We start from the raw sequence: 12,520 nt of genomic DNA, 5'->3' as shown, positions 1-12,520 counted from the left end.
TCTGTGATCTCGTCACGCATGGCGTCGGCGGGAGCTGACACGCAGTTGATCGGCAACGCGACGATATCGTCGCCGCCTTCAAAATGCCGCCGGTTCGGCTTCTGGCGACCGCCGAGACACGTTAGCATTGGTCCAACCACTAGGCCACATCACCGTCCGCCGGAGTCGCAACCGCATGAAACAGCTCGCCGCTTCCCTGCTGCTCGCCTCTGGCCTGTGTGGAACCGCCGCCGCGCAGGCTCCGGCACCTCAGGCGGCTACGACATCGGCCGACCAGCGCATGCAATGGTTTGACGACGCCAAGCTCGGCATCTTCATCCATTGGGGCATCTACGCGGCGCACGGCACGAGCGAGTCGTGGTCGTTCTTCAATGGCGAAACCACCTGGCCCCAGTACATGAGCCAGAAGAAGGATTTCACCGCGCGCAATTACGACGCACAGGGCTGGGCCGACCTGATCAAGCGCAGCGGCGCGCGCTACGCGGTGCTGACCAGCCGCCATCACGACGGCGTTGCGTTGTGGAATTCGAAGAAGGGCCTGAACGTGGTGCGCGACACGCCGGCCAAACGCGATCTCATTGGTCCGTTCGTCGACGCCTTGCGCAAGGACAAGCTGAAGGTCGGCCTGTATTACTCGCTGCCGGACTGGTCGTATTCCGACTACGACGTGTTCACGCGCGAAAAGAAGCGCTACGACATCAAGGCCGAACCCGCCCGCTGGCAACGCTATCTCGCCTATTACCAGGAACAGGTGCGCGACGTCGGCGAGCGCTACAACCCCGACCTGTACTGGTTCGATGGCGACTGGGAACACAGCGCCGAGGAATGGCAGGCGCAAAAGACACGCGCGATGATCCTCGCGCACAACCCCAACGCCATCATCAACTCCCGCCTGGCCGGCCATGGCGATTACGGCACGCCGGAGCAGGGCGTGCCGATCCACAAGCCAACCGATCGCTATTGGGAGTTGTGCCTGACGATGAACATGTCCTGGGGCTATAGACCCTCGGACAACGCGTACAAGACGCCAGGACAGTTGATCCGCATCTTCGCCGACACGATTTCGATGGGCGGCAACCTGCTGCTCGACATCGGCCCGAAGGAAGACGGCAGCATCGACGAACGGCAGGTGCAGATCCTCGAGGAATTCGGCCGCTGGACCGGCAAGCATGGTGAAGCGATCTACGGATCGCTCGCGGGCATTCCGCTCGACTACTTCCACGGACCAAGCACGCTGAGCGCGGACGGCCGCAAGCTTTACCTCTTCGTCGACGGCCGGCCCAACGAAGACCTCGTGATCAAGGGATTGGACAACCAGGTCCTGCGCGCGCGCGTGGTCGGCAGCAATGCAACGGTCGGACACCAGGTGGTCGGCAAGTTCGGCTGGAGCAAGGTGCCCGGCCTGCTGTACCTCGATGTGCCGAAGGACGCGTTCGATCCGGTGGTCACCGTGATCGCGCTGGAACTCGATAAGCCAGTGTCGCTGTTCAGCGATCAGATCAAGCCGATCGAAAGCAACTGAGAAAGCCAGTTCCGAGTGTTGCGTGGCGCTACGCTACGGATTGTTCCACGTACCACGCCGCCGCGCCGATGATGCCCGTGTGCGGGTAATCGATCAGCCACACCGGCACCTGCTCGAGCGCCGCACGCATCACGCCCTTGTTGATGAAGCGCGCGTGGAAGCGGCTGCGATCCATGAAATCGCGCATCTTCGACACGATGCCACCGGCGATGTACACGCTGGTGGCACTGCCGACCAGCGCGAGATCGCCGAGTTGGCTGCCGAGCACGTCGCAGAACATCAACACGGCTTCGAGCGCCTGCGTTTCTCCGGCACGCGCGGCGTCGGTCACGGCAGCGGGTGTTTCCTGGCGTGCAGGGACACCATCGAGTGCGCACAACGTTCGATAGAGCTTGAGCAGGCCCGGGCCTGACGTGATCTGCTCGGCGGAAACGTGCGAGCGGTTCTCCATCATCTTCGCCAGCACCGCGACTTCGCGCGGATTGCCCGGCGCGAGGGCGATCTGTCCGGCCTCGCTCGGCAGTACAGCCGTGCGGTTGCCGATCGGGATCCGGTATGCCGCGCCCAATCCGGTGCCGGGTCCGACTATCAGCGTGGGCCCGGGCATGGCCACGGTGGGTCCGCTCAGCAGCACGCTGTTGTCGGGAGTCATGCATTGCACTGCGTGTGCGACGGCGACGAAATCGTTGACGACGGCGACGCGCGCAATCCCGAGATTGCGCAGCTCCGCCAGTGACACGGGCCACGGCAGGTTGTTGCTCATCACCTTGTCGTCGCGCAGCACGCCCGTGCAGCCGATCGCGATGTCGTCGACGGGCCCGCGCGTCGACAGGAAGTCGGCGGCGATGTCGTTGAGGCTGTCGAACCCGGCGCCGGCGTACTGCTGCTGGTCAAGGACGCCGATGGTTCCGTCCGGCTTTCGCTGCACGATCGCAAGCCGCGCATTCGTGCCGCCCACGTCCATCGCGAGGAAGGGAGCGCCTTGCAGGACGGATGCGGCGTTGCGGATATTCATCATCGGACTCGGCGCGCTGATCCGTGCCGTTTGTGAGAAGCTCATCGTGAGGCCTGTGGTGGTGGCGTCGAGGCGGCGGGGCATCCGCTCGCGTCTTCGACAAAGCGGCCGTTGATCGTGCGCAGGACGTGCCGCTCGCAATGGTCGTTGTCGTCGCGGCTCAGGAATTCCTGTCGCGAATGGGCGACCGCATTGCGCTCTTCGCGCGGTACGCCGTGGTTGTAGCTGGCGCTGCCGGCGAAGCGATCGCGCGTGCGGCGCGCCGTTTGCTGGCCACGGCGCACAAGGACCGTGTCGCTATCGTCGTAGATGCGGATGTCCGTGGTGAGGCGAACCTTCGGATCGGTCTTCGCGCTGGCGTCGCTCTTTTCACCGGGCTTGCCGGCGGAGCCGCCTTCCAGCGCCACCTGTCCGATGCCGCCATCGAAGCCGAAGTTCTGCTCCACGGTTTCCGATTCAATCTCGCCGCCGGTCTTGCGCGATACGACACCATGATCGCGCCACTCGGCGACCATGCGATCGTCATTGTCGTCGAGCGAACCCCATGTGTGGTGCACGTCTGCGTCGAGCGTGCGTTCGACGGTGGTTTCGACCTTGCCCTTCGAGCCGCGCACTTCGCCACGCGCGACGAAACGGCGCGTGCCAAGGAAGTGCAGCGACTGCTCGCTCGGAATCGTCGCGTCCAGGCGCATGTCCGGCTTCAGTTCGCCCAGTTCGGCCTGCAGCAGCTTCGCCTTGATGCGCTGCACGCCGGCGTCGCGCCATACCTGCAGGTTCGGCAGCAGCTTCCAGCCTTCGCTGCCTTCAGGCACGCCGGCGACGTGCAGGCGAACTTCGTGTGGCTTGCCATCGTTGAGTGGCCCGATGAAGGGCGTCAGGTCGTAGCGGATCGGGTGGATGTCGAACGCGCGCGGCGCGGGGATCGTGTACCACAGCAGCGGATTCGACCAGCCGCCGGTATAGATGTGCGGATAGGGTGCGGCGATGCCGGCGACCTTGCCGTCGAGCAGCACCTGCACTTCGCGGTACGGACCTTGCGGGTTGTGGCACCAGTAGCCATCCAGCGGCACGGCGTAGTACCAGAACTCCTCGCACCCGCCGCCGGAGCCGGTGGCGTAGACCTCGGCCAGCAGGCGTTCGCTGTTGGCGGGAATGACGATATCGCCGACCGTGTCGGCGCCGTCTTCATGCAGTTTTTCCAGCGGCAGGATGAGGTCGGCGGTTTGCGCGGCCGGGTGTTTGTCATCGGCGCGGAAGAACAGCAGGCTCAGCCTGACGTCGAAGATGCCGGTGTAGGTTTCGTTGACCACGTTGCCCAGATGCATCTCCGCGTCCTGCGGCTGGGCGAACAGCGGCGCATAGGCGGTGACGTCCTTCTCCACGCGCCATTCGATTCCGTCGCGCGAGGGTTCCGGCGAACTGGTGCGGAAAACAGTGACGCCACCGACCTCGAAGTGGCCGATGCGATCGTACTGGCGACCCTTCACCGCACCATCGAGGCGCAGCACGATCTTATGCCACGGGCCCGGGCATTGTTCCGCCGCATCGATGCGCGCCTTCGCCGGGTCAAAGCTGTTGAAGCCGTGGTGCAGTACTTCGACGGTGCAGGCCTGCATGCCTTCCGGCACCGGGGATGGATACGCCGTGCGCGGGTCATCGTGATCGCTGCCGAACTGCTTGGGCGGTTCTGAAGCGTATGCCGTGGTAGCCGAAAGAAGCGTCAGGAGTGCAAGGGAAAGAGTTTTCATCGTCTCGTCGTCATCGCGCGGGCGCTGCGCCTGGCAGGCGGACCGACCATGCATACGCATTGGCCGTGGACTTGCGAACAACGGCAGGCACCTCGACGACGGTGACATCGCCATCGCGGCGCCATGCCAACGGCACATCGGCGCCAAGCACGACCACCTGCGCGCCTGCGCGAGGTGCCGGACCCGGGATGCGCAGGGTCTTCGGCAGGCGCTTTTCGTTGTCGTCTGGCAGGTAGATCGCATGCACCGTGCCGTCGTGCAGTTGTGTGTAGCGGAACTTGCCGGCCCGATAGGGCGCGACCGCGCGGCTGCCGTGGATGGCGCTGCCGTTGACCTTCATCCACGCGCCGATCTCATGCAGCCGATCGATTGCAACCGGCGGCAGTTCGCCATTGGCATTCGGCCCGACGTTGAGCAGGTAGTTGCCGCCCTTGGCCACCACGTCCACCAGCATCTGCACGACGGTGCGCGCGGGCTTGTAGTTGTCGTTGGGCACGTACGACCACGAGTCGCCCAGCGTCATGCAGGTTTCCCACGGATACGGCAGCGGTTCGTCGGGAATCTTCTGCTCGGGCGTGCGGTAGTTCTCGTAACGTCCACCGACCGCGCGGTCGACGACGATCAGGCCCGGCTGGTTGCGGCGAGCGATCGACACGAGTCCCGGCATGTCGATGTCCTGCGCCCAGGGCACGCCCGCGGTGCCATTCGCCGCGTCGTCCATGGTGTCGCGCGGGCGCACCCAGCCACCGTCCAGCCACAGGATGTCGAGCGGGCCGTATTGCGAAGTGAGCTCGCCGATCTGCGCATGGGTGAACGCGACGAAGCGCTTCCAGATGTCCGGATGCTTGCGCGTGTCGTAATTCGTGTGGCGGTTGGGCGTGGCCCACTTCGGCGACCAGTAGTCGTCGCTGTGCCAGTCCGGTTTCGAGAAATACGCGCCGATGCCGAAGCCGCGTGCGCGGAACGCATCGAAGACTTCCTTCGCGACGTTGGCGCGCGGGTTCGAATGGAACGGCACGTTTGGCGCGGTGATGCGGTAATCGGTCTGCTTCGTGTCGAACATGCTGAAGCCGTCGTGGTGCTTGGTCGTGAACACCACGTACTTCATGCCCGCATCGCTGGCGATCCCGGCCCACTTCTCCGGATCGAACTTCACCGGATTGAAGGTATTGGGCAGCTGTTCGTACTTGCGCACGTAGTCGACGTAGCTGATGCCTTCAGGACGTTTGCACCAGTCCACGTCTTCCGAGCAGATGGACCAGGATTCAACCGCGCCCCACTGGCTGTATGGTCCCCAATGCATCATGAAACCGAACTTCCAGTCCTGCCATTGCTCCAGCTTCCGGATGACGGCGGGATCGATTTCTGGAACATAGTCTCCAGCCGCGTGTTCCTGCGCCAACAATGGCATGGAGAGGAGTAGCGACAGGACGAGCAGGGCGGTTTTCATCATGCGGGACTGTTTTCCAGCAGCGAATGCACTTCGCCGAGCGAAGGCAGGGCGGCGAATGCACCATGCCGCGTGACCGCCAGGGCACCGCAACCCGCGGCAAAACGAAGGCTCCCCGTCAGCGCCGCCCGATCCGCAATGAACGACGCCAGGCGCGCGCGATCGACGCCGCGCGACTGCAGCTGATACAAGAGCCCGCCGATGAACGCGTCACCGGCCGCCGTCGTATCGATGGCGCGCACGGAGAATGTTTCCAGCACGCCGCTGCCATCGCGCGTATACCAGCGCAGCGGAGCCGCACCGTCCGTGGTGACGAGCAGCTGCGCGGTTTCGAGCAGGCGATGGATCACCCGCGATTCGCCCCCGGGCTCGTGCTCGGACAGATAATCGAGTTCGTTGCCTGCCAGCTTCACCACGTCTGCGGCGGCAAGCGCACGCCACAGCCAGGGCAACGGATCCGCTTTGGTCGGCCACAGGGCAGGGCGCAGGTTCATGTCCATGCTGACCACGGCACCGAGGCTGCGCGCGAGCGCCATGCCTTCGAGCGTGACCTGCGCGATGCCAGGTTCGGTCAGGCTGTTGCTGCACACGTGGAAGATCGCAGCATTCGCGAAGCAATCGGGATCGAAATCCGTCGCCCGGAACAGCAGATCCGCGGCCGGCGGCCGGTAGAAGCTGAAACTGCGTTCACCATGCTCGTCGAGCGAAACAAAGGCGAGCGCCGTCTTCGCTTCACTCGTGTAACGCACGTAACGGGTGCCCACGCCTGCCTGGTCGAGGCTGTGCAGCAGGAAATCGCCGAACATGTCGGCGCCCAGCATGCCCACGAACTGCGCGCGTCCACCCAGGCGCGCCACCGCAACCGAAGCATTCGCGGGCGCACCGCCCGCATGCTGGATGAAAGCGCGGTGCCCGCCGGCTTCGCCGCCGGTAGAAAGGAAATCGATCAATGCTTCGCCGAAGCAGACGATGTCGCGTTTTACGTCCGTGTGCTTCATGTCTTCAATACTCGTCATCAGACCGCCGCACCCTCAAGATGGCGACGGGAACCACGCCATCCGTACCAGATGATGTAGGCGTAGCACAGCGCGGGAATCACGAACGCGAACCGCAGGCCGGTGGTTTCATTACCGCTGACCGACTGGATGAAATCGACGAGATGTCCTTGCAGGAACGGGATCACCGCGCCACCGAAGATGGCCATCACCAGCAGGCTCGAGGCCTTCGGAACCAGCGGGCCGAGACGGTCGATTACGAGGGTGAAGATCGTCGGGAACATGATCGAGTTGAACAGGCCGATCGCGATCACGCTCCACATCGCACCCGGCCCGGACACCACCATGGTGGTGAGCAGCAGGCCGACGTTGACCACCGCATAAAGGCGCAGCAGGCGCCGCGGATCGAACTTCAGCAGCAGGGCGGCGCCGATGAAACGGCCCACCATCGCGGATCCCCAGTACATCGACACGTAATGGCCGACATCGGCCGGCGCGATTGCGCCAACATCCGGGCGCATCGCGTAATTGGCAAGAAAGCTACCCACGGCGACTTCCGCGCCGACGTACAGGAAGATCGCCAGCACGCCCCAGCGCACGTGCGGGTACTTCAGAACCTCGGCGAACGTATGGCGTTGCGGATCGGCTTTCTCGGTGGCCTCGGCATGCGCGGGAAGACGGAAGAACGCCACCAGCACCGCAAGCAGCACCAGTGCCGAAGCAACGCCGAGATAGAGCGGCTGCACGGTGTGCACGCGTTCTGCAGCCGGAAGTTGCGCGAGTTGCTCGGCGCTCAGGTGCGTTGCGCCGAGAATGAGTGCACCACCTACCCACGGACCGATCGTGTGGCCCACGGAGTTGATCGCCTGCGCGAGATTCAGGCGGCTCGGGGCGCGTTCTGGCGCGCCCAGCAACGCGACGTACGGATTCGCCGAGCACTGCAGCAGCACGATGCCGCTTGCAAGGATGAACAATGCCACGAGGAACATCGCGTACACGCCCGCCTGTGCCGCGGGCAGGATCAGCAATGCGCCGCTACCCGCAACCAGCAGGCCGATCACGATGCCCAGCTTGTAGCCCACACGTGCAACAACCGCGCCCGCGGGCAAGGCCATCACCAGGTAGGCACCGAAGAAGCAGAACTGCACCAGCATCGCCTGCCAGTACTTGAGTTCGAACACCGCCTTGAGGTGCGGGATCAGCACGTCGTTCAACTCGGTGATGAATCCCCACATGAAGAAGATGGCAGTGACCGCTGCAAATGCGAGCTGGTTGGCGCCATTCGATCTGGTTGTCATTCGTGAGTTCCTGCAGTGATTCGGTCGGATACCGAGCGCAGCACGCCGCGCGAAAGTGGAAGGACTTATGGCGGAGGGCAGGTGCTGGCGCGTTCGATCAGCTGCACCGGCGCGATGACGGGAGCATGGTCGGCTGAAGGATTGCGCGCGTGTTCAAGCGCGAGAGTTGCGGCCTGGCGGCCACGTTCGCGCGGATCCGCATCGAGTGTCGTCAACGGCGGCGTACCGACAGCGGCTTCGGGAATATTGTCGAAGCCGGTTAGCGCGAAATCATGACCGGGGTGGCGGCCGCGTCGCGTAAGCCCGAGCGTCAGGCCAAGCGCAACCGCATCGTTGTAGCAGACGGCGGCGGTGGGAGCCGGGTCGCGAATGAACAGCGCGCCGGTTTGCGCGGCGGCTTCGAGGCGCGTCGGTGCGCATTCGATGATCCACTGCGGTTCGGGGCGAATGTCGTGCGCGAGCATTGCGTCCTGATAGCCGAGCCGGCGTTCGCGGCACGAGCTCGAATCCTGGTGTCCGCCGAAGAATGCGATGCGGCGATGGCCCAGTTGCAGGAGGTGTTCGGTGGCCTGGCGCGCCCCCGCGCGATTGTCGAGTCCGAGGAACGCATAACTGAAATCAGGCGGCGCCTCGCCCGTCAGGTGGCGGTTGAACACGAGCAATGGCGTCGACGGGCCGATGGCGCGCGCGATTCGCGCGACATCGCTCACTTCGGCAGGGGAAAGAATGATCGCGGCGGGATGATGCTCGACCAGCGAGGACAGCACGGCCTGCTGGCGCTCCGACGATTCGCCGCTGCTTCCCAGCAGGGTGACGTAACCGGCGGCGGCGAGCGCTTCATCCACGCCGGCGGCGAACTCGGCAAAGAACGGGTTCGAGAGGTCGTTGATCACCAGCGCCACGCTCGATGCCGTGCGGGTCCGCAGGCCGGCAGCGGCCCGGTTGTAGACATAACCCTGGCGACGCATCTCGTCCTTGACGCGCTGGCGGGTGTCGGGATGAACCAGGGGACTTTCGCGCAGCACCAGGGAAACGGTCGCCCGGGAGACGCCGCAGGCATCCGCAATATCGTTCAACGTGACTTTGCGCCGTGATGGCATGGATCCCCCGCTGGTTGAACTTTTAGATCGATTTAGTCCGGCATCCTGAACTCTGACTCGACAAGCCGCAAGGGGGAGAACTCATGGCCAAACCCCCTTCAACCTCTAAAAAGGGCGGGTCCCCGGCGGGTAGGTGCCGGAGGGGCCAGCCAAGCGTGACCCTGCCGTCAGCTTGCTTGCATTTGACTTTTAGATCGCTCTAAAGTGTGATTGACGTCACTTTTGGCGTTTTGGCTTGTCGCGTAAGGTCGCTTTCGACGCACGCAGGCAATAAGGGCGTTACCTGTTTACGGTCACGAAGAAAGCAATCAAACCACCAAAGTCTGCAAGAAATTGTGGTTGGACCATTAGGCCAATCATCGACCAACCAACTGCCCGGGGGGGCCAAATGCAGCAGTCCACTCTTCAACGCAATGCCTTGGCAAGCGCGCTTGCGCTCGCCTTGTTTTCTCCCTTTGCCGCGTCTGCGCAGCAGAGCGAAACGCAGACCGATGCGAGCACGATCACCGGGCAGCCGGCTGAGAAGAACGAAAAGGCACGCACGCTCGACACGGTTACCGTGACCGGTTCGCGCATCAAGCGCTCCAATATCGAGGGCCCGGCACCGGTAACCATCATTACCGGCGAGCAGATGAAGAAAGAGGGCTTCGCCACCGTCTACGACGCGCTGCAGACGCTGACCGAGGCGATCGGTAACGTGCAGAACGACTACGACTGGGGCCAGTCAAGCGTCAATGCGTATCCGTTGAACCTGCGCAATCTCGGCCCTGGCCGCAGCCTGCTGCTGATCAACGGCCACCGCGTCGCCGACTACCCGATGCCCTACCAGGGCAAGAGCAACTTCGCCAACTACAACAACATTCCCAGCGGCATCGTCGAGCGAATCGAAGTGCTGGCGGGCAGCGCCTCGGCAATCTACGGCTCGGACGCGATGGCCGGCGTGGTCAACGTCGTGCTGAAGGAAAACTTCGAGGGGCACCAGCTACGCGCGAAGTGGGGTGAAGCCACCCGCGGCGGCCGCATCAACAAGGACTTCGTGTTCTCCGGCGGTACGTCCGGCGACAAGTGGAACCTCGTCTATAACCTGCAGCACTTCGACCGCGGCGTGCTGCTGGCGAAGGATCGCCCGTTCATGGACGAAGAGGCGGACAAAAACCCGATCATGCGTTCTCCCCTGGAGAACCATTACGACATGGGCTGGACCACGCCGTATCCGGGTCTTCGTCTGCGCCAGCCAGGCACTGTCGATTCCTTGCCCGGCACGGGCAATGTCACACGTCCGGTGGCTCCGCCGCCCGGTGCCTGTGATCAGTACGGCGACCTGTATTACCTCTTTACTTATCGCGGCTACGACCGCAATACCGGTGCGGAGTCCACGGGCGGCAGCATCTGTGCCCAGCGCGTGTTCCAGAACTGGGCATTGCGCACGGGCAGCAAGGACGATTCCGGTTACATCCGCGGCACCTACGATTTCACCGACAACCTGCAGGGTTGGGCTGCGTTGGGCGTGTGGCGCTCCACCGGCGACTTCAACACTTTCATCGACGGTTTCGGCAGCCCCACTTTCTGGGATCCGCGCGCAACCGATCTCGCAACCGGCGCGGCCGGCGGCGCACCGCGCAACTTCCTGAAATTCATCTCCCCAGGCGAAATGGGTGGAGAAGAGGCGATCCTGACGAAGTCGAAGGAACTCGCGGTGGATTTCAGTGCCGGCCTGACCGGTACGATCGCCGACCGCTTCGACTGGGAAGCTTCGGTGGGCCGTGCCGAATACGAGGTGCGCGAAACCTTCCCGACCCTCAACCAGGGCGACATGTTCGACTTCTTCATGGGCCAGCAGCAGGGCACCGCGGCGAACGGCATGCCGATCTACACGCCGGACTACAACAAGCTGTGGAACCCGCTGTCGCCCGACGACGTGGCCGGCTTTGCCCGCCGCGGCGAGAAGAAGGCCGAGTCGTGGCTGACCCAGGCGCAGTTCACCATTTCCGGTGACCTGTTCGAAGGCTGGGCAGGCCCGATCGCCTTCGCTGGCGTGGTCGAAGCCGCGAAGCAGGGCTACAAGCTGACCCCCGACCCGAAGACCCTCAACCAGGACGAAGACGGCTGGTACACCCCGTTCGGCAACATCGAGCAGGGCGGCGGCGAGCGCAATCACTATGCCGTCGGCGCCGAGTTCCGCGTGCCGTTGCTGGAGTCGCTGACCGCCAACATCGCCGGTCGCTACGACAAGTACGACGCGGTGCGCAGCGGCGCCAAGCCGACCTACCAGGTGGGCCTGGAATGGCGTCCGTTCTCCAACCTGCTGGTGCGTGGCAGTTACGGCACTTCATTCCGCGCTCCCGACATGCACTACGTGTATGCGCTGGCCAGCTCGGGCATCGAAGACTTCACCGATTACGCGGCCTGTGCCGATGGTGGCCGGATCGCGGGTGGCTGCCCGCGTGACACCTACAAGATCGAGGATGCGACCGTTGAACGCGGCGGCACTCCGGACCTCAAGTACGAAGAAGGCGAGTCGTACACCTTCGGCTTCGTCTGGGATGCCTTCACCAATTTCTCGCTGAGCGCGGACTATTGGGACATCCAGATCGACAACATCATCAACGACATCTCCGCCGATGACCTGCTGAAGACCGAGGCCTACTGCACGCGCAACGGCTTCACTCCGGACGGTGTTCCGCTGGCAGTTCCGCCGTCGGCGGAATGGTGCGCCGAGGCGATCCGTCGTATCCAGCGCAATGGACCAGCCAACGTCGCAGGCAATGTCACCATCGGCATCAACCCGATCAACCGCGCCGAAACCCAGGTCTCCGGCGTCGACGTGAGCGCGCGTTACGCATTGCCGGATACCAACCTGGGCAACTGGAACTTCAACCTCAACTACACCAACCTGCTGTCGTACAAGGAACGTGGTTTTGTCACCGATCCGCTGCTCGACACGCGCAAGAACCAGAACCCGCGCACCAAGATCACCGCCAGCGTGAACTGGAACTGGGAGAAGTGGAACGCCACCCTGTTGATGTACCAGAAGTCCGGTGGACGTGATAACCGCTGGGGCGGCTGCGAACCGCTCGCGGATGGTTACAACACCATGACGCCGATCGACGACAACACCTGTGTCGACAACGAAGCAGGCAGCATCTCGTTCGGCCAGACCTCGGCTCGCCACTACGAGCGTCGCGCTCCACGTCGCTACTTCAATGGCAGCGTCGGTTATCAGCTCAACGAAGCGTGGAAGTTCAATCTCTACGTCAGCAACATCTTCGACAAGATCTACGGCGACAAGTGGTGCGGTGACTTCGCGTTCTGCATCGACGATCCGGTCGGTCGTGAAGTTTCCGGTGAAGTCATCTTCAAGTTCTGATCCACGGCCTTCCCTCCTAGGCCAT

At 63.5% G+C, this 12,520-nt stretch carries 8 protein-coding genes; 2 read left to right on the top strand and 6 right to left on the bottom strand.

What is annotated here, in order from left to right; genetic code table 11:
- Positions 1-175: 175 nt before the first annotated feature.
- Complete coding sequence (locus tag ASD14_RS07470; RefSeq protein ID WP_056131151.1) at positions 176-1,522, top strand: alpha-L-fucosidase; 1,347 nt, start codon at positions 176-178, stop codon at positions 1,520-1,522.
- Positions 1,523-1,550: 28 nt separating this feature from the next.
- Here ASD14_RS07470 and ASD14_RS07465 read toward each other — a convergent pair whose 3' ends face one another.
- From ASD14_RS07465 to ASD14_RS07440, 6 genes are all read right to left on the bottom strand, one after another.
- Positions 1,551-2,537, bottom strand: a complete 987-nt coding sequence (locus ASD14_RS07465; RefSeq protein ID WP_056132264.1) for a glucokinase — start codon at positions 2,535-2,537, stop codon at positions 1,551-1,553.
- A 41-nt stretch (positions 2,538-2,578) separates the two neighbouring features.
- A complete protein-coding gene (locus tag ASD14_RS07460) occupies positions 2,579-4,285 on the bottom strand; it encodes a peptide-N4-asparagine amidase (protein ID WP_162247684.1) in 1,707 nt (568 codons plus the stop codon).
- A 10-nt stretch (positions 4,286-4,295) separates the two neighbouring features.
- Positions 4,296-5,738, bottom strand: coding sequence for an alpha-L-fucosidase (locus tag ASD14_RS07455; protein ID WP_157475160.1), 1,443 nt, complete (start codon positions 5,736-5,738; stop codon positions 4,296-4,298).
- The gene (locus ASD14_RS07450; RefSeq protein WP_056132262.1) at positions 5,735-6,733 is read right to left on the bottom strand and encodes a carbohydrate kinase; all 999 of its coding nucleotides are present in this window, start codon (positions 6,731-6,733) and stop codon (positions 5,735-5,737) included. Before ASD14_RS07450 ends, ASD14_RS07455 begins: the two co-directional genes overlap by 4 nt.
- 17 nt (positions 6,734-6,750) lie before the next feature.
- Entirely contained in the window at positions 6,751-8,028 is a 1,278-nt protein-coding gene (locus ASD14_RS07445; protein WP_056131142.1) for a sugar MFS transporter, read from the bottom strand.
- A gap of 65 nt (positions 8,029-8,093) precedes the next feature.
- Positions 8,094-9,128, bottom strand: coding sequence for a LacI family DNA-binding transcriptional regulator (locus ASD14_RS07440; protein WP_056131139.1), 1,035 nt, complete (start codon positions 9,126-9,128; stop codon positions 8,094-8,096).
- A gap of 388 nt (positions 9,129-9,516) precedes the next feature.
- On the opposite strand from ASD14_RS07440, the gene ASD14_RS07435 reads away from it, so the two are divergent.
- A complete protein-coding gene (locus tag ASD14_RS07435) occupies positions 9,517-12,495 on the top strand; it encodes a TonB-dependent receptor (protein ID WP_056131135.1) in 2,979 nt (992 codons plus the stop codon).
- The last annotated feature ends 25 nt before the right edge of the window (positions 12,496-12,520 follow it).

The organism is Lysobacter sp. Root494 (assembly GCF_001427225.1).
GTDB lineage: Bacteria > Pseudomonadota > Gammaproteobacteria > Xanthomonadales > Xanthomonadaceae > Agrilutibacter.
This window is presented reverse-complemented; position numbering and strand designations above follow the sequence as displayed.